The 17,169-nt window shown below is 43.0% G+C and carries 17 protein-coding genes; all 17 read right to left on the reverse strand.

The features are described 5' to 3' along the window. Window positions 1-403: 403 nt before the first annotated feature. Entirely contained in the window at window positions 404-1,747 is a 1,344-nt protein-coding gene (locus GQY27_RS18015; protein ID WP_160036642.1) for a TrkH family potassium uptake protein, read from the reverse strand. Between the two features lie 139 nt (window positions 1,748-1,886). Next, window positions 1,887-3,398 (reverse strand): lysine--tRNA ligase, encoded by a 1,512-nt coding sequence (gene lysS, locus GQY27_RS18020; protein ID WP_160036643.1) that lies wholly within the window; start codon window positions 3,396-3,398, stop codon window positions 1,887-1,889. Window positions 3,399-3,594: 196 nt separating this feature from the next. Further along, entirely contained in the window at window positions 3,595-4,071 is a 477-nt protein-coding gene (gene greA / locus GQY27_RS18025) for a transcription elongation factor GreA (RefSeq protein ID WP_160036644.1), read from the reverse strand. 194 nt (window positions 4,072-4,265) lie between these two features. Beyond that, on the reverse strand, window positions 4,266-5,309 hold the full coding sequence (gene dusB / locus GQY27_RS18030) for a tRNA dihydrouridine synthase DusB (protein WP_160036645.1): 1,044 nt from the start codon (window positions 5,307-5,309) through the stop codon (window positions 4,266-4,268). A gap of 108 nt (window positions 5,310-5,417) precedes the next feature. Next, the gene (locus GQY27_RS18035; protein ID WP_160036646.1) at window positions 5,418-5,615 is read right to left on the reverse strand and encodes a helix-turn-helix domain-containing protein; all 198 of its coding nucleotides are present in this window, start codon (window positions 5,613-5,615) and stop codon (window positions 5,418-5,420) included. Beyond that, complete coding sequence (gene folK, locus GQY27_RS18040) at window positions 5,567-6,112, reverse strand: 2-amino-4-hydroxy-6-hydroxymethyldihydropteridine diphosphokinase (RefSeq protein ID WP_160036647.1); 546 nt, start codon at window positions 6,110-6,112, stop codon at window positions 5,567-5,569. The genes GQY27_RS18035 and folK overlap by 49 nt, the downstream gene beginning before the upstream one ends. 6 nt (window positions 6,113-6,118) lie before the next feature. After that, on the reverse strand, window positions 6,119-6,487 hold the full coding sequence (gene folB / locus GQY27_RS18045) for a dihydroneopterin aldolase (RefSeq protein WP_160036648.1): 369 nt from the start codon (window positions 6,485-6,487) through the stop codon (window positions 6,119-6,121). Window positions 6,488-6,489: 2 nt separating this feature from the next. Further along, window positions 6,490-7,347: a dihydropteroate synthase gene (gene folP, locus GQY27_RS18050; protein WP_442950919.1), complete on the reverse strand. Its 858-nt coding sequence runs from the start codon at window positions 7,345-7,347 to the stop codon at window positions 6,490-6,492. Further along, entirely contained in the window at window positions 7,331-8,230 is a 900-nt protein-coding gene (locus GQY27_RS18055; RefSeq protein ID WP_160036649.1) for an aminotransferase class IV, read from the reverse strand. Before GQY27_RS18055 ends, folP begins: the two co-directional genes overlap by 17 nt. A gap of 1 nt (window position 8,231) precedes the next feature. Further along, on the reverse strand, window positions 8,232-8,807 hold the full coding sequence (gene pabA / locus GQY27_RS18060) for an aminodeoxychorismate/anthranilate synthase component II (protein ID WP_160036650.1): 576 nt from the start codon (window positions 8,805-8,807) through the stop codon (window positions 8,232-8,234). Between the two features lie 14 nt (window positions 8,808-8,821). Continuing rightward, window positions 8,822-10,420: an anthranilate synthase component I family protein gene (locus tag GQY27_RS18065; protein ID WP_160036651.1), complete on the reverse strand. Its 1,599-nt coding sequence runs from the start codon at window positions 10,418-10,420 to the stop codon at window positions 8,822-8,824. 180 nt (window positions 10,421-10,600) lie between these two features. Next, complete coding sequence (cysK, locus tag GQY27_RS18070) at window positions 10,601-11,539, reverse strand: cysteine synthase A (RefSeq protein ID WP_160036652.1); 939 nt, start codon at window positions 11,537-11,539, stop codon at window positions 10,601-10,603. 293 nt (window positions 11,540-11,832) lie between these two features. Further along, a complete protein-coding gene (locus GQY27_RS18075; RefSeq protein WP_160036653.1) occupies window positions 11,833-12,777 on the reverse strand; it encodes a peptidyl-prolyl cis-trans isomerase in 945 nt (314 codons plus the stop codon). A 26-nt stretch (window positions 12,778-12,803) separates the two neighbouring features. Beyond that, window positions 12,804-13,688, reverse strand: a complete 885-nt coding sequence (hslO, locus tag GQY27_RS18080; protein WP_160036654.1) for an Hsp33 family molecular chaperone HslO — start codon at window positions 13,686-13,688, stop codon at window positions 12,804-12,806. A 184-nt stretch (window positions 13,689-13,872) separates the two neighbouring features. Further along, a complete protein-coding gene (locus GQY27_RS18085; protein ID WP_160036655.1) occupies window positions 13,873-14,640 on the reverse strand; it encodes a type III pantothenate kinase in 768 nt (255 codons plus the stop codon). 6 nt (window positions 14,641-14,646) lie between these two features. Further along, a complete protein-coding gene (gene nadC / locus GQY27_RS18090; RefSeq protein ID WP_160036656.1) occupies window positions 14,647-15,513 on the reverse strand; it encodes a carboxylating nicotinate-nucleotide diphosphorylase in 867 nt (288 codons plus the stop codon). Then, window positions 15,503-17,122 (reverse strand): L-aspartate oxidase, encoded by a 1,620-nt coding sequence (gene nadB / locus GQY27_RS18095; RefSeq protein ID WP_160036657.1) that lies wholly within the window; start codon window positions 17,120-17,122, stop codon window positions 15,503-15,505. The genes nadC and nadB overlap by 11 nt, the downstream gene beginning before the upstream one ends. Window positions 17,123-17,169: the final 47 nt, after the last annotated feature.

Below are 17,169 nucleotides of genomic sequence, written 5' to 3' on the forward strand. Positions count from 1 at the left end.
ATGCTGACGAGAACTTAATGTTCTCTATTTCATTTGTTATGACCAACAAATGAAATTTGTATCAATTCACTCACGAGTTTTACTTACGTAAAACTCCTCGTTGTTCAGTTTTCAAAGATCAATCTCGCCAACAACTCTCATCGTCAGCAACTCTTATATCATATCATGTCCGGTTCAGAGTGTCAAGCTTTTTTTTGAAGTTTTTAACTCCGTTAAATTGCTTGGTTATTCAGTGTGTTGCTTACCGTCTAACTTCTTGGCCGGATTTATAATATACCATGCTGATAAAAATTATGCAAGTATTTTTTAAAAAAAGTTCAAGAGCACAATTAATAATAACAGAAGAGGCTCCGATAATTAAGTCAGAACCCCTCCTCTCATTTACTCTCTTCTATACTGCCCATTATCCAATGATGATACGTCCCTCTGGATGGCGATATAGATTCTTCGTTTGTCTTGGTCTAATCGCATAAGCTATGGTAAGCGGACCAATACGACCGATAAACATCGTGATCGTAATGATCAGTTTCCCCCACTCGGTCAGGTTTGGTGTTAGTCCCACCGAAAGCCCAACTGTGCCTACAGCTGACGCTGTCTCAAACATGACTGTTAGAAAAGGAGCATCCTCTGTGGTAAGCAACAGCATATTAATAACCATAAATATGCCCAGCGTAATTATGATAATCGTCATCGCTCGCATGAGCAGCCCTTGAGGTACACGGTGCCGAAAGAACACGATATCTTTTTGTCCCCTGATCATCGCGAACAAAGCGCCTATCATAATGAGAAATGTCGTTGTTTTGATACCCCCGCCTGTTGAACCAGGAGAAGCCCCGATAAACATAAGCAAGATGAAAAAGAATTGTGTCGCAGAACGCAGTTCTGTTATATCTATCGTGCTTGTTCCCGATGAACGAGTAGATACAGACTGGAAGAAGGACGCATAGAGCTTATGCGATAAATCAAGCGAGCCTAATGTTTTCATATTCGTAAATTCAAAAACAAACAGTACAATGGCACCAAGAGCAATTAATACGCCGGATACGGACAGAACCATTTTTGAATGAAGAGATAATCTACGCTTTTTAGAAAATTCGAATAAATCGTTGAGCACAACAAACCCGAGTCCCCCCGATATAACCAGTATGCTTGAGATCGTATTGAACAACCAATCCCCCGTGTAATTTTGAAAGCTGTTGCCAAATAGGTCAAAACCCCCGTTATTGAACAAAGACACGGAATGGAAAATTCCATAATACAGCGCATTGAGGAAAGGCATATCTATTGACCATCTAGCTGTGAAAATAATAGCCGCAATTCCTTCAATGGTGAAAGAAAAGATTAGAACCTTCCGAATGATCCGAACGACTCCTTCCATCGTATCGGAATTAATCGCTTCTTTTAAGATAAGCCGGTCTTTCAAGGAAAGTTTCCTTCCGAACAATAACGCAATCAAGGTTGCAATCGTCATAAAACCAAGACCGCCTAGCTGCATGAGGATCATAATCACAATTTCACCAAAAAGGGTAAACGTAGTTTCTACATCCACCACAATCAGTCCTGTAACGCAAGCCGCGGAAGTCGCCGTAAATAACGCATCCATGAAACGAAGAGAGTGACCGCTCTGGTTGGAGACAGGCAGCATTAACAACACTGTACCTACTGCGATGATCAGCAAGATACCTGCAACTAATATAAATGGCGGAGTGGCCAGTTTTTTGTTGGTGAAAATTACACGTCTCTTCATTACATCTCGCCTTTCTTCATACCCCTTGCCAATCAGTACATTTTAAAAGAGGAACAACCTCAAGCATCATCTGCTCAGCTGTTCCTCTGTATGTCTAGATTTTATTGTAAACTTGTTTATGCAAAATACTTGTCCTTCTTTAGTCCAACGCACGGTGACGCATATGTGGGAAAAGAAGCACGTCACGAATCGAAGGAGAATTCGTAAGCAACATTACAAGACGGTCTACACCAATTCCAAGACCACCTGTAGGCGGCATACCGTATTCAAGGGCACGAATGAAGTCATCATCCATCTCATGCGCTTCATCGTTACCGTGTTCTTTTTCTAGTAACTGTGCTTCGAAACGCTGACGCTGATCGATCGGATCATTCAGCTCACTAAATGCATTGGCATGTTCGCGTCCTACGATGAAAAGTTCAAAGCGATCCGTAAATCTTGGATCTTCTTCATTCTTTTTCGCAAGCGGAGAAATTTCAACAGGATGACCATACACGAAAGTTGGCTGAATCAAGGTTTCCTCAACAAACTCTTCAAAGAATGCATTAAGGATATGTCCAAATGTCATGTGTTTTTCAACAGGTACATTATGTTCCTTAGCCAAACGGTGCGCTTCTTCATTTGTCATTTCGACGCCAAAATCTACACCCTTCACTTCTTTAACTGCATCCACCATGGATACACGGCGCCAAGATGGTGTAAGATCGACTTCGTGACCTTGATAATCAATCTTCGTTGTTCCAAGAACTTCTTGCGCAATATGAGCTACCATATTCTCTGTAAGTTCCATAATATCTTTATAGTCTGCGTATGCTTCATACAATTCAATCATGGTGAACTCAGGGTTATGACGAGTTGAGATCCCTTCATTACGATATACGCGTCCAATTTCGTACACTTTCTCCAGGCCGCCTACAATCAGACGTTTCAAGTGCAATTCAATTGCGATACGCATATATAGTTCCATATCCAGCGCATTATGATGCGTAATAAATGGACGTGCTGCCGCACCGCCTGCAATAGAGTGCAGTGTTGGTGTCTCTACTTCCAAATAGCCTAAGCCATCAAGATAACGACGCATGGACTGAATAATTTTAGAGCGAGAAATAAATGTTTGTTGTACTTCAGAGCTCATAATCAGATCCACATACCGCTGACGGTAACGTAATTCTACGTCTTTTAGACCTTGATATTTATCAGGCAGTGGGTATAACGATTTCGAAAGAACTTCAAGCTCAGTAACTTTAATTGAAGTTTCTCCTGTTTTGGTTTTGAAAACCGTACCCTTCACACCGATGATATCTCCAAGATCAAGCAAAGTAAATGCATCGTACTGCGCTTCAGCAACGGTATCTTTACGAACATAAATTTGAATACGTCCGCTCAGGTCCTGAATATGAGCAAAACTTGCTTTACCCATACCGCGTTTCGCCATAATACGCCCAGCAATGCTTACTTCAACGTTCTTTTCTTCGATTTCTTCTTTGGTCAGGTCATTATACTGTTTCAAGATATTACCGGCTTCATCCGTACGTTCGTACTTTTTACCGAAAGGATCAATACCAAGAGCCCGAAGCTCGTCTAATTTTGCCCGTCTGATCTGTAAAAGCTCACTAAGCTCTTGTTCTGTACCTACTACTTCATCCGTCATTTGCCTTCTTCAACTCCTTAATTATTATGTATCTTCAAATGCAGATATCGTATACAGTGCTGCATCTTAGAAGATACAAGGCATCTCATAATAAGACGTTCGTACGAACTAAAGTGCGATGCCTTCAAGAAATAAGATGATTGAAAAAAAGCTCCCCCTAGGGAAGCTCTCTTCATATCCCGATCCTTTTGTATGATTACTTCTTGATATCTACAATTTTGTACTGGATAACACCTGCAGGAACATTTACATCAACAATAGTTCCTTTGGCTTTGCCAATAATAGCTTTACCAACAGGGCTTTCATTTGAAATTTTATTTTGAAGCGGATTGGATTCTGCAGATCCAACGATCGTGTATTCAACCACATCGCCGAACTCCATATCTTCAACTGTAACGGTTGCACCAATTCCTACGATGTCCGTGCCAACTTCGTCGCTGTTGATAATACGTGCGTTGCGAAGCATTTTCTCGAGAGTGAGTACGCGCCCTTCAATAAAAGCTTGCTCATTCTTCGCATCTTCATACTCCGAGTTCTCACTAATATCACCATAACCAATGGCTACCTTAATCCGTTCTGCAACTTCACGGCGTTTTACAGACTTCAAGTTCTCGAGTTCATCCTCAAGCTTCTTGAGCCCCTCTTGGGTAAGAATGACTTCTTTATCGCTCATGTTAACCGATTCTCCTGTCATGGGAATAATATGGAACTAATTCAAAAATTCATTTAAAAAACGATATGCTAATCTTAAAAAAACAGAACAATTCGTTCTCTCAGGTGTCCTTGAACATAAAACCATCTTGCCGAATTTATACCAAAAAATTATAGGTTAACGATATTGAAAAGTCAATGTTCTCTCCTATAGCCTTAGCAAGCACAGTCCGTATTTATTGACTCTTGATCAATTTCTTGGCTATCTGTTTCTGTATTCGACTCATTTCGAGGCAAGTTTTCCAAATAATTCGTCAGTATCTCAACCATCTCGTCACGCTTGGTTCCTTCCATAATGGCATCTTTAATTCGTGCAGAACCTTTGAGTCCTTTCAGATACCATGATAGATGTTTACGCATTTCACGTACTGCTACACTTTCCCCTTTTAGATCAATTAATCGATCCATGTGCAGTATGGCAATTCGCATTTTTTCTTCCGGCGTCGGGTCGGGCGGCAACACACCCTTCTCAAGGTATTCAATGGTTCTATATAGCATCCATGGATTACCGAGGGCAGCACGGCCGATCATAACTCCGTCTACTCCGGATTCTTCGAGTCTTCGTTTTGCTTCTTCTGGTGATGAAATATCGCCGTTCCCAATAATCGGAATGGAAACCGAATCCTTAACTTCCTTTATAATATCCCAGTCTGCCCGGCCAGTATACAATTGCTCTCTTGTTCTGCCGTGCAGAGCAATCGCTTTTCCTCCAGCACTTTCCACTGCGCGTGCGTTTTCGACAGCATAGATATGATCATGATCCCAGCCGATACGCATCTTTACTGTCACTGGTTTAGACACAGCATCCACTACAGCGGATACCATCTCATAAATTTTATTTGGATCTAAAAGCCAACGTGCTCCCGCATCACTTTTATTAATTTTAGGAGCAGGACAACCCATGTTAATATCAATAATATCTGCATTCGTTTCTTGGTCAACAACCTTTGCAGCAGCAACCAATGTTTCTCTGTTGCCGCCAACGATTTGCAGACTAAGCGGCTTTTCCCGTTCATCTACAAATAACATTTCTCTCGTTCGTTTATTACCATTTATAATTCCTTTATCGCTGACCATTTCAGCGCAGACTAACCCAGCGCCAAATTCTTTAGCAATGAGGCGAAAAGCCGGATTACTTACTCCCGCCATCGGAGCAACAACGACCTGATTCTTCATTTCAATATCAGCGATCTTAAGCATAGGGTTTCGTATCACTCCTTTTAAAATCTTTATTAATCTTTACATCATTTATATCTATCACATTTAAACGTTCAAATTATTTTTTCAGTATATAAACCACTGCGTCTCCTATATAAACTCCGACAGGGAAATAGCAAGAACATCTGCGATTCTAACAAGCTGCTCTTCTGTTGGGACACGAGTTCCCCGTTCAATCATACCGAGCATAGCGAGAGATATGCCTGTTTGCTCTGCTAGAGACTGCTGAGTTACACCTTTCAATTTCCGGAAAGCGCGGATTCGTCTGGCCAGTTGCATGTTTTCCACCGCCGTATTCCATCCCTTTCGTCCAGGCTCTCTAAAGCTGTTTGTACAAAACAAGAAATGTTGTCTGATTTTTCACGGACAACATCGGATAATGGAACTAACACGAAAGCTCTCTCCTGCATTCTTGGATGCGGAAGAATAAGCTCCTCTGTATTCATTTCTACTCCTTCATACCATAGCAAGTCGAGATCCACAGTTCTTGGACCCCATCTGATATGACGAACACGCCCTAGCCGGTTCTCGATCTCAAGCATACGGCCCAGCAGCTCCTCAGGAGATAGTGTTGTATTGACGGAAATGGCCATATTAATAAATGCAGGCTGATCAGTATAACCTACTGGGTCTGTTTCGTATAAATCAGAGCAAGCAATAACCTCAATATCATCTTGCTTGTCCAGCATCCTTATTGCAGACATAAGCGTCTGCTCCCGATCGCCTAAATTAGCCCCTAAAGCAATATAAGCCTCTGACGTATCAGAGGTTGACTGTGCATTCATGAGTCGTTATCCTACTTTCCTAGTACGATGAAGTTCTACTGTAACTCCTTCAAAATGAATATCGAAAGGAGGATGCGGTTTCGTTACCTTGACTACAAGCGCATCCACACTAGTATAAGTCTCAAGTAGGGAAGATGCAATATATTCACCTAAAGCTTCAATTAATTGGAATGACTTATTTTCAACGATATTTTTCACATGTTCATGAATTTCGGCGTAATTTATCGTTTTGGTGAGATCATCATGCATACCTGCTTCTTGTAAGTCCATATCAAGTTCTAGATCAATATAGAATCGCTGTCCAAGTTTACGTTCTTCCTCAAAGACCCCGTGATATCCATAGTACTCCATACGGTGAAGTTTCATTTTATCCATTATTATAATTCCTCTCTTCCTTGGTACAGCATAGCATCACACATGTCTACTGTCCGCTTGATTTGAGCTACATCATGAACTCGTACCATTTGCGCTCCTTGGGCAATCCCAAAAGCTACAGTCGCTGCCGTTCCTTCAACTAGATCATCTACCGGCAATTGCAGTGTATTCCGAATAAACCGCTTGCGAGAGGTAGCGAGCAGAACGGGGTAGCCAAGCTCCAGCAATGCACCTAATGATATCATCATCTGTAAGTTTTGCTCATAGCTTTTTGCAAATCCGATACCTGGATCAAGAATAATATTGTCTCTAGAAATACCCGCCTGCAAAGCAATTTCAATGCTTTCTTTTATATCCGCAACTGCGTCGGTAATAAAATCATCGTAATCTGTGTTCTCACGATTATGCATTAGGATAACAGGACAATTCTTCTCGCGCGCAAGCGATGCCATATCCTGATCTGCTTTGAGACCCCAAATATCATTAATGATATGAGCTCCTGCATCGATTGCCGCTCTCGCTACATCTGCTTTATAAGTATCAATAGAGATTGGGATATGCGGTGCTGCTTTATGTAGAGATTCAATCACAGGGACTACTCGAGCAATCTCTTCTTTACTCGAAATTACAGTGTGTCCTGGGCGAGTAGATTCACCCCCGATATCAATGATATCTGCTCCTTGTTCGTAGAGTTCTATAGCATGAGCAACTGCACGATCTACAGAATTGTATTGTCCCCCATCGGAGAACGAATCCGGAGTTACGTTAACAATCCCCATAATCAGTGTTCTGTCACCCAGCTTAAGCGACATTTCGCCGCGCTGATATGTACGTTTATATAGTTTAGGTTTCAACATCATCTCTACCTGCTTTCTTTCGGTATAAATCCAGCAGTCTGCGTGTATTCGGTCCCATTATTCCGTCCTGAACCTGAATCACTTCCCCTTCCGGAAAACCAAGCAGTGCTGTTATTGGAATTAGTTCTTGTATGGAACTAGTCATAAAAATCTCATCCGCCTGAGATAGGTGCTGAGTTGTGAATAATCCTTTTACTACAGGAATACCTAGGTCACTCGCAGCTTCAAGAACAACCTCTCTTGTAATGCCAGGCAAGATACCTGTGCTTAATTCAGGGGTATAAAGAGCTCCCTTGGTTATAAAAAAAAGATTACTGACAATCCCTTCAGCAAGATGCCCCTCTTTGGTCAACATTAAACCTTCCGCTTGAGACTCTACTGCCTGCTTATACTGCATAAGCTCTCTCTTCGCAAGAATGTTATTCATGTAGTGCAAAGATTTATATCGAACTAAGCCCTCAGGTGTATTCCTAATCGTCTTCAGCAATTGAAGAGGTTTGCCTTTGATATACCAAGCTTCATTTAGGACAGGCAATTCTTTAGCAAAAATAAGGTGACTCGGTTCACGGTAATCTGCCGAAGGCAACCCTAGAATCTCTTCGCCTGCCGAAACCGTGTACCTTATATAACCGTCACTAAGCCCGTTAGCTTCCAGCAGCTCACGAATAAGCATCTCCAGTTTATGTTCTTCCGCCCGAAAAGGAATCCCTAAATCCTCACAGCCCTCAGAAAGCCTTTGAAGATGACGAGACAGTAAAGAAGGTTTGCCTCCATAGGTTCGAAAAGTCTCAAATAAACCCATTCCGTACAAGAAGCCGTGATCCATCACAGGAATCGCGGCTTTCATTGTCTCGATTAATCTGCCATTCATCATGACGTATTTCATCTTATACAATTGCTTTCTGACGTAGGAAGTTGCGGAGCATATGATGACCATAATCGGTAACGATCGATTCCGGATGAAATTGTACGCCTTCAATCGCATATTCTTTATGTCTGAGTCCCATAATCTCTCCTTCTTCCGTCTCTGCCGTAATCTCCAGGCAGTCAGGAAGACTCTCTCTCTCCACGAGTAGAGAATGGTATCTCGTAGCTGTAAATGGAGAAGGAATTCCTTCAAATACAGACGCTCCCCCATGATAAATAGGCGATGTTTTCCCATGCATCAAACGTTCTGCCCTAACGACGTTTCCTCCAAAAGCCTGACCAATTGCCTGGTGTCCAAGACAGACACCGAACATTGGAATTTTACCTTTGAAATGATGCAGTATCTCAAGACTGATCCCTGCTTCATTTGGTGTACATGGGCCTGGCGAAATCAAGATATGATCTGGGGCAAGTGCTTCAATCCCAGCAATATCGATTTCATCATTCCGGCGCACCTCTACTTCCTCACCTAGCTCACCTAGATACTGCACGAGGTTATACGTAAAAGAATCATAGTTATCAATAACCAAAATCATATAAAAAACCTCCTCTAGTTCTCGTCTCTGCTTCGCTGCATAGCAGCTTCTTCACTATACTGTACAGCCTTCATAACTGCCCTTGCTTTGTTCTTTGATTCCCTATATTCGCGGTAAGGATCTGAATCAACTACAATTCCTGCTCCTGCCTGAATATAACCGATGTTATCCTTCACAGCGAGGGTACGAATAATGATATTCAGTTCCATGTCCCCTTGGTAGGAAATCCAGCCAATTGATCCTGTGTAAGGGCCGCGTCTCACAGGCTCCAGTTCCTCAATAATCTCCATAGTCCTTACCTTAGGAGCACCTGTAATGGTCCCTCCTGGGAAGGCAGCAGCAATCACATCAAAGGCATTTTTATCTTCAGCCAAGATACCTTCTACTTGTGAAACTAGATGCATTACATGCGAATAGTATTCGATGGTCATAAGTTCGGGAACACGCACTGATCCATATCTAGCTACTCTACCGATATCATTGCGCTCCAGATCCACGAGCATAATATGCTCAGCCCGCTCTTTTTCCGTATGAAGCAGTTCTTCCGCCATAAGCTTGTCCTCTTCTGAGGTCGCTCCCCTGCGCCTTGTTCCTGCGATGGGTCTTGCGATGACCTTACCCTGTGTGAGTTTAATTAGCAGCTCTGGAGAGCCGCTTACCAGTTGGAAATCCGGTGTCTGAACGTATCCCATATAAGGAGAAGGGTTAATTACACGAAGCCACTCATACACATCATCAGGTGAAGTATGAAGCTTCTTATCCTGCCTTAATGAAAGATTAACCTGAAAGACATCTCCCTGCCCGATATAATCCTGTACTTTCTTCACAGCTAGTTCAAAGGCTTCCTTGTCAAAAGGAGATTTCCAGCCTTGAGCCACATCCATATGTGCATCGCCTTCGGCGCTAGCCTGCTCCAGCCGCTGAATCCGCTGTGCTTGCTCGCGAATATAATAAGAGGTTTCTGCTGTTTCCGTCATATGTTCCCAGCTGCGAAGCATAGCCTCCGCTCTGAAAGCTGCTTGCTTGAACTGCTTCTCTAACGGCTCATCTTTGTTTAGAACTGTGTGAACTGAAGAGTAGAGTGTATTCTCTTCATGATCAATGGTCCACACTTCTTCAAATCGCATCCACATGTAATCAGGAAGACTTGGATCGTCTTTCGCAAGTTCAGGCAGCTTCTCAAGGGAACGGGCCACATCATAACTTAAGTAACCTACAACCCCGCCGGGAAACGGCGGCGTCCCTTGAATCCGAGGAGCACGGTAGGGGTGGATCCACTCTTCGATTATTTGCAAGGGATCTCCTGTCATCGTCCCTTGTGAATGAAAACGATACTCTCGGTTGGCTCCATCTGCAACACCCAGAATTTTCACCTCTGCTTGTTTACCCTTCCCCGTCACAATGGCTACCGGGCATAAACCAAGATAGGTATATTTCCCATCCTTTCCGCTTTCCAGTACAAAAGCATAGGGAGAAGCCTGTTCCCATGCAGGCTTCCAGGAACGAAGAGCGGGTGACTTCTTAAGTTCCGTTTTTGTTACATAGGGAAGCACCGTCCAGTCCTCTTTGCTCCATACTTTCCAATCCTCGTAGGTTGTAGTTACCTTATTCATGTATGCTTCTTTCCTCCAGGCTGACCTTGTCTATTGTCTGTTAGTATACTAAAGCATTCTTCATTTTAAAAGAAGATGATAAAAAACCCTGTGCCTGCAAATGAGTTGCCGACACAGGGTTATATAATTTGTTATTAATATAGAAGTAAAAGGTCCAATTGACGATTCTACTCGTCAGTCTTAGCCTTCAAAATTATAAAGTGGTGTGCTGAGGTAACGTTCCCCATTGCTTGGAACAATCGCAACGACGCGTTTACCTTCACCCAGCTCTTTTGCTACTTTGAGCGCAGCACGAATGGCTGCTCCAGAAGAGATACCTGCTAGGATTCCCTCTTCTTTAGCTACTTGGCGGGCGGTTTCAAATGCATCCTCATTCTCAATATGAATAATTTCATCATAAACATTCTGATTTAGAATCTCAGGAATAAAGTTTGCACCGATGCCTTGAATTTTATGAGGACCTGGGGCTCCACCTGCTAGAATTGGTGAAGCTGCTGGTTCCACTGCATAAATTTTAATGTCTGGGAAAGACTCTTTGAGTACTTCACCTGCACCTGTAATCGTACCTCCTGTACCAATTCCAGCTACAAATGCATCCAAAGATCCGCCCACGGACTGAATTGCTTCCACAATCTCAGGTCCCGTAGTTTCACGGTGGATTTTAACATTAGATTGGTTCTTAAATTGTTCTGCCATGAAATAACCGGAATTTTCTTCTACGATTGCTTCTGCTTTCTTAACCGCACCATTCATTCCTTCTGATCCAGGAGTAAGCACAAGCTCTGCACCATATGCACGAAGCAAATTACGACGCTCTAAGCTCATCGTCTCAGGCATAACAATAATCGAACGATATCCTTTAGCCGCTGCTACCATGGCCAGCCCAATTCCTGTATTACCACTCGTTGCTTCTACGATCGTGTCGCCTGGTTTAATTCGGCCAGACTGCTCTGCATCCTCTATGATACTGATCGCGATCCGATCTTTCACACTAGAACCAGGGTTTTGGTATTCAAGTTTCACATATACTTCCGCACTACCTTCAGGTACAACGCGATTCAAGCGAACAAGCGGAGTTCCACCGATCAGTTCCGTAACATTATTGACAACCTTAGCCATGATAATTGCCCTCCTTGGATTAAATGAAGTTGAACGAATGATTGCTTCTTCTATTTCATATTTCATATTTCATATGCCAATGTATATTCTAGTTGTATTGTATGAGCTGGACCATGCTCTTAGACAGGACAATCTGCTTACTTTACTACACTGCCCAGTCTCTTTCCATTCCTTTGCCCACAACTATATTTCCGACTAAATAGGTAGGCTTTTATAAATTTAATATTATCAACCTTGCTTCATAATGTCAATAATGTTAGAAAAAAATAGCACAAAAAAAGAGACCCCATTCCTTAGGAAGCAGGTCTCTCTAGCTTTACTCTTATATCAGCTCCATATTTACTGCGAAGCTGCTCTTCTAATTCTGACAACGGAATGGAATCATTTAAAGCAAGCATCATTCGAATATCTTCCATTGCCTCTTCATATGTCATACCTTGTTTCTCTTCGACATCATTTAAACGAACAATAATATAGTGTTCATCCACTTGAACAGGACCGGCGACATCACCAATTTGGATTTCTTCCGCAAGCCTCATCATTTCCTCCGGTTGAAAAGGGTCATTCTCTTCGATAAGCCCAAGTCTCCCTTGGGATTCACGGCTGTATTCATCCGTCGACTCACTCTCTGCCACTTTTCCAAAAGATTCACCCGCTTCGATCCGTTCAAGAACCTGATTCGCTGAGTCAAGATCATCCACTTGAATTATAGAAATATCAAACAGACGGATGGATTTATAATCTGCTTCATGTTCCTCATAATACTCTTGTACTGTTGCTTCACTGACTGCAATGTCTCTTGTTGCAATTTCTTCAAGCAAAACTTGATAGGTTGCCTCTGCCCTTAGTTCCTCTAAGCTCATTCCAAACTGATTCCACATCTCATCATAAAAAGCTTGTTCTGAGGAATAGCCCTCCATCGAAGATTGCAGTTCTTTGTCAACTTGAGACTCGGTTACAGTCAGCCCTTGTAATTTAGCTTCTGCGAGAACGGCCTGACGATTAAGCATTTCCATTAAAACTTTGTTACCGTAACGTGTCTTAAGTGCATCTACCCATTGCTTCTCCGAAATCATTTGCCCTGCAATACTTGCAACTGGCTCTTTCAAATCTGAAGCACTAAGGTCTGTATTTGTGCTCAAATCGTTCATTCCACGAAAAATAAACGTTCCCATAAAAATAACACCTACGCTCAGCACAACGACAGTCACCCAAAGTCCTTTTTCTTGTTTCGTCATCCCATCTCATCTACCCCATAACGGTTTTAGCTTCTCGCTTGCTCAAGAATGGTTTCCAGGTCACTTTTCGTAAATTCATATGCTTCATTACAGAACTGACACACAACTTCAGCTCGGCCTTCTTCTTCAATTAAATCAGTAAGCTCCGATTCTCCAAGCGAAATCAGTGTTTGCTCCACACGTTTACGGCTACATTGACACTGGAAGACGATATCCATGCTATCATGGATTACAACATCTGGTAAAATCTTGCGGAGCATTTCTTCCACATCAAGCCCTTGGTCCAAGAGAGTGGTCACTGGCGGCATGTTACTGATTGCATCCTCAATTGCTGAAATTTCCTCATCACTCAGTCCAGGTAAGAGCTGAATAATAAATCCTCCAGACACAATAACAGAGTTATCGGTATCAACTAAGACACCAAGACCTACTGCAGAAGGTGTTTGTTCTGATTTAGCAAAATAATACGTAAAGTCTTCGCCTAGTTCGCCTGAAATAATAGGAGTACTTCCACGGTAAGGTTCTTTGAGTCCAAGATCCTTGGTAATATGAATAAATCCGGAAGTACCTACAGCTCCAGCTACATCAAGTTTTCCTTTACTATTGCTTGGTAAGTGGACATGTGGATTCTTAACGTATCCTCTCACTTCACCTTTGGCATTCGCATCTGCTACGATTTGACCAATAGGCCCATTCCCGTTTACTTGAATGGTCAGTTTTTCTTCCCCTTTCAGCATAGCGCCCATGATGGCAGTAGCCGTAACGGTCCGCCCCATCGCAGCTGTTGCTGTAGGGAATGTATCATGTCTTCTTCTCAATTCTTCCACCAAGTTCGTTGTACGGATTGAAAACGCACGAACACGCCCACCTAAAGCTGTACCACGCACCAATCGGTCATTTATCTTTTCCATTCTGTTATGCTCCTTCTGTGTCGTCCTATTTATAATTTCACAAGGCAAGCGAGGCTGCTCCCTTATGAAGATTGTGCAAATTCATATTTCGTCTAAGTCAGCACTTTCTTTATTGTAATCGAAAAAGATAACGGAAGAAAGGTGACTGCCTATCCCTTTTTCCATTATCTTTTATTTCGTAAGGTTATCCCTTATTGCGTTCATATATAATCCGCAGACCCTCAAGTGTGAGCATCGGACTTACAACCTCTATGGTTTTTGTCTCGCTTGCAATGAGTTCTGCCAAACCGCCTGTGGCGATTACTTTTGGTGTCGCCTGCATCTCTTCCTTAATTCGCTCCACGATCCCATCAACCTGTCCAGCATAACCAAAAACAATGCCGGCCTGCATGGCGTGGATAGTATTTCGCCCGATCACTTTCTTCGGTTTCTCGAGTTCAATACGCGGCAATTTAGAAGCTCGTTGATACAATGCCTCGGTAGAAATCCCGATGCCTGGCACAATGGCACCGCCCAGATAGTTACCCTCTCCATCTATACAATCAAAAGTCGTTGCCGTACCGAAATCAACAACTACTAACGGGCAGTTAAACTGATCAATAGCTGCTACCGCATTCACGATCCGATCTGCGCCTACCTCACGAGGATTCTCATAACGAAGATTTAACCCTGTCTTGATGCCTGGACCGACTATTAGCGGTTTCTTCCCGACATATTTAATACACATTTCCTCCAGCACATTTACGAGTGGAGGTACAACAGAAGAGATGATAACACCTTCGATATCTGAAGTTGATATACCCGACATCTGAAAAAAGTTATGAGTGAGAATACCATACTCATCTACAGTTGACTGTCTGGAGGTGCTGATACGAAAATGATGAAGAAGCTCACGATGCTTGTATATACCAAGCACAATATTACTATTACCTACATCTACTACAAGGATCAAAGAGGATTATCCTCCTTTCTTTTCGTTTAAATCAAGACTGATATCTAGGCTGTCAAAGGAGTAAGTCAGTCTTCCTACGGAGATTATATCTACTCCAGTCTCCGCTATACCACGAATGGTGGCAAGAGAAACGTTGCCAGAAGCTTCTATTTTAACATGCGGGGCTGCCTCACGGATATGCCTAACTGCCTCACACATATTCTCTTCGCTCATATTATCGAGCATAATGATATCTGCTCCCGCCTCTATTGCCTCTTTTACTTGAATTAGATTCTCTGTTTCCACCTCAATTGTCATGGTGTGCGGGATATTCACTCTTGCCCGTTCAACAGCTTGTGTTATCCCTCCAGAACCCTTGATGTGATTATCTTTAATCATAACTGCATCATACAGTCCAAACCGATGATTATAACCTCCACCGACCCGTACTGCATATTTTTCAAGCTGTCGGTGACCTGGTGTTGTCTTTCGTGTATCAACTAACCGCAGCGGTAGATCTGCTATAGCATCTACATAAGTGCGAGTTTTGGTCGCAATACCTGAAAGCCGCTGCAATAAATTTAAAGCCAGCCTCTCGCCTGTTAGCAGACTGTGCGTACTTCCCTCTACCACACAAAGTATTGTCCCCTTTTTTGCTAAATCTCCATCCTTCAATTCTGCACGAAATTCAAGTGAAGGGTCAACGATATGAAAAACAAGTTCTGCAATAGAGAGTCCTGCAATAATCCCGGCTTCTTTTGCATGAATCACAGCTTTGGACTGATGTCCTTCGGGAATGGTAGCCAAGGTTGTGACATCCCCTGATCCAACATCTTCATCGAGCCAACTTTTAATTGATTGGGTTAATACTTCATTATATCCATTAAGTAGCATGGCTAACTTCCTCCACAATTTTACGTTCACGCTGCTGCACCGTATGCTTCTGCCACAAAAGATCGTTACAATCAGGATAATCCTCCCGATAATGAGCTCCTCGGCTCTCTTTGCGGTGAAGTGCCCCCTCGGTAACAAGTATGGCGCACGTAAGTAGATTGGCAAACTCATATTCTTCTTGGGTAGTAAGGCTGGTGTTAAATATAGCTAGCTCTTTCTCGAGTAGCGACTTGGCCTGTAATAAACCTTGTTCTGAGCGCCGAAGTCCTACTCCCCGTACCATTGTCTTCTGCAGGGCAAGTCTTCTAGCATGAATTGAACTCACTTCGACGAAAACTTCCTTTCTGTTCAGGGAAGAAACGAAAGGAACAGATTCCTTTAGAGGATTAAGTTTACGTATGCGATTTACAATTCTTTTCCCAAAAACGATGGCTTCCGATAAAGAATTGCTAGCCAGCCGATTTGCTCCATGGACTCCGGTAGATGACACCTCTCCACAGGCAAAAAGCCGCTGAATACTGCTTTCTCCATGTAGATTTGTTTTCACTCCGCCCATCATATAGTGAGCAGCAGGTGCTACAGGAATCCAGTCCGAAGCCATATCCAGCCCATAGTTCATACAGGTCTCATAGATTGTCGGAAAGCGAAGCTTGATCCGGTCAAGGGTCTCATGGGTGATATCAAGATATACCTGGGTTGCCTTTGTATGCTCCATCTCACTAACGATGGCTCTTGCCACGATATCACGCGGAGCAAGCTCGAGCTGTGGATGGTATTTATGCATAAACCGTTCCCCCCGAATATTACGAAGCACTGCTCCTTCACCGCGTACGGCCTCAGATATAAGAAAGCGAGGAGCCCCTGGATAACAAAGAGACGTTGGATGAAATTGAATGAATTCCATGTCTCGTATCTCGGCCCCTGCCCGGTAAGCCATAGCTATACCATCTGCAGTAGCCACTTCTGGGTTTGTAGTATATCGATATAATTGGCCTGCTCCCCCAGAACAGAGTACAACAGCATCTGCTTTTACATAGATTCGTCCGCCATCAGCTTCCTGTACAATAGCCCCCCTGCACTCACCGGACCGCGTTACAAGATCAACAACAAAATGTTCATCCCATACTTTAATCGATGCATGAGAAGCAACTTGCTTCGCTAATGCTCTTACAATCTCGTATCCCGTCGCATCTCCATTAGCATGTAGAATCCGGCGATGACTGTGAGCTCCTTCCTGTGTTAATGCCAGTTCCCCATTCTCTATATCAAAAGCGGTCCCAAGACTAATTAATTCTCTGACTCTTTCCGGCCCCTCGCTAACAAGCACCTTCACAGCCTCTTCTCGGCACAGACCCGCACCCGCAGTAAGCGTATCCTGCATGTGATAGGCAGGTGAATCATCCTCTGCAGTAACTGCTGCAATTCCACCTTGCGCATATCTCGTATTACTCTCTAACAATGTTCTTTTCGTAATCATAAGAACCTGCCGATCCCTGCTTGCCTCGATTGCTGTAAATAATCCTGCTATACCTGTACCGATAACAAGCAGATCTGTCTCCACTTGAGGTAAAGCCGCTATATCCAAATCAATTAAGTAAGATGGAATCATGGGGCATCCTCACCTGTCTCCTATAAAGTAGCTCACGTAATCATGCA

The sequence above is a fragment of the Paenibacillus sp. An7 genome (genome assembly GCF_009870785.1).
Lineage (GTDB): Bacteria > Bacillota > Bacilli > Paenibacillales > Paenibacillaceae > Paenibacillus.

What these genes read in the sequence shown, in the direction of transcription:
- nadC (WP_160036656.1), bottom strand. Translation starts at nt 15,513, where the DNA reads ATGCTACTTAATGGATATAATGAAGTATTAACCCAATCAATTAAAAGT.
- GQY27_RS18015 (WP_160036642.1), bottom strand. Translation starts at nt 1,747, where the DNA reads ATGAAGAGACGTGTAATTTTCACCAACAAAAAACTGGCCACTCCGCCA.
- pabA (WP_160036650.1), bottom strand. Translation starts at nt 8,807, where the DNA reads ATGATTTTGGTTATTGATAACTATGATTCTTTTACGTATAACCTCGTG.
- dusB (WP_160036645.1), bottom strand. Translation starts at nt 5,309, where the DNA reads ATGCTTAAGATCGCTGATATTGAAATGAAGAATCAGGTCGTTGTTGCT.
- cysK (WP_160036652.1), bottom strand. Translation starts at nt 11,539, where the DNA reads ATGGCTAAGGTTGTCAATAATGTTACGGAACTGATCGGTGGAACTCCG.
- GQY27_RS18075 (WP_160036653.1), bottom strand. Translation starts at nt 12,777, where the DNA reads ATGACGAAACAAGAAAAAGGACTTTGGGTGACTGTCGTTGTGCTGAGC.
- folK (WP_160036647.1), bottom strand. Translation starts at nt 6,112, where the DNA reads ATGAATGCACAGTCAACCTCTGATACGTCAGAGGCTTATATTGCTTTA.
- hslO (WP_160036654.1), bottom strand. Translation starts at nt 13,688, where the DNA reads ATGGAAAAGATAAATGACCGATTGGTGCGTGGTACAGCTTTAGGTGGG.
- lysS (WP_160036643.1), bottom strand. Translation starts at nt 3,398, where the DNA reads ATGACGGATGAAGTAGTAGGTACAGAACAAGAGCTTAGTGAGCTTTTA.
- GQY27_RS18055 (WP_160036649.1), bottom strand. Translation starts at nt 8,230, where the DNA reads ATGAAATACGTCATGATGAATGGCAGATTAATCGAGACAATGAAAGCC.
- greA (WP_160036644.1), bottom strand. Translation starts at nt 4,071, where the DNA reads ATGAGCGATAAAGAAGTCATTCTTACCCAAGAGGGGCTCAAGAAGCTT.
- GQY27_RS18065 (WP_160036651.1), bottom strand. Translation starts at nt 10,420, where the DNA reads ATGAATAAGGTAACTACAACCTACGAGGATTGGAAAGTATGGAGCAAA.
- folP (WP_442950919.1), bottom strand. Translation starts at nt 7,347, where the DNA reads ATGATGTTGAAACCTAAACTATATAAACGTACATATCAGCGCGGCGAA.
- nadB (WP_160036657.1), bottom strand. Translation starts at nt 17,122, where the DNA reads ATGATTCCATCTTACTTAATTGATTTGGATATAGCGGCTTTACCTCAA.
- folB (WP_160036648.1), bottom strand. Translation starts at nt 6,487, where the DNA reads ATGGATAAAATGAAACTTCACCGTATGGAGTACTATGGATATCACGGG.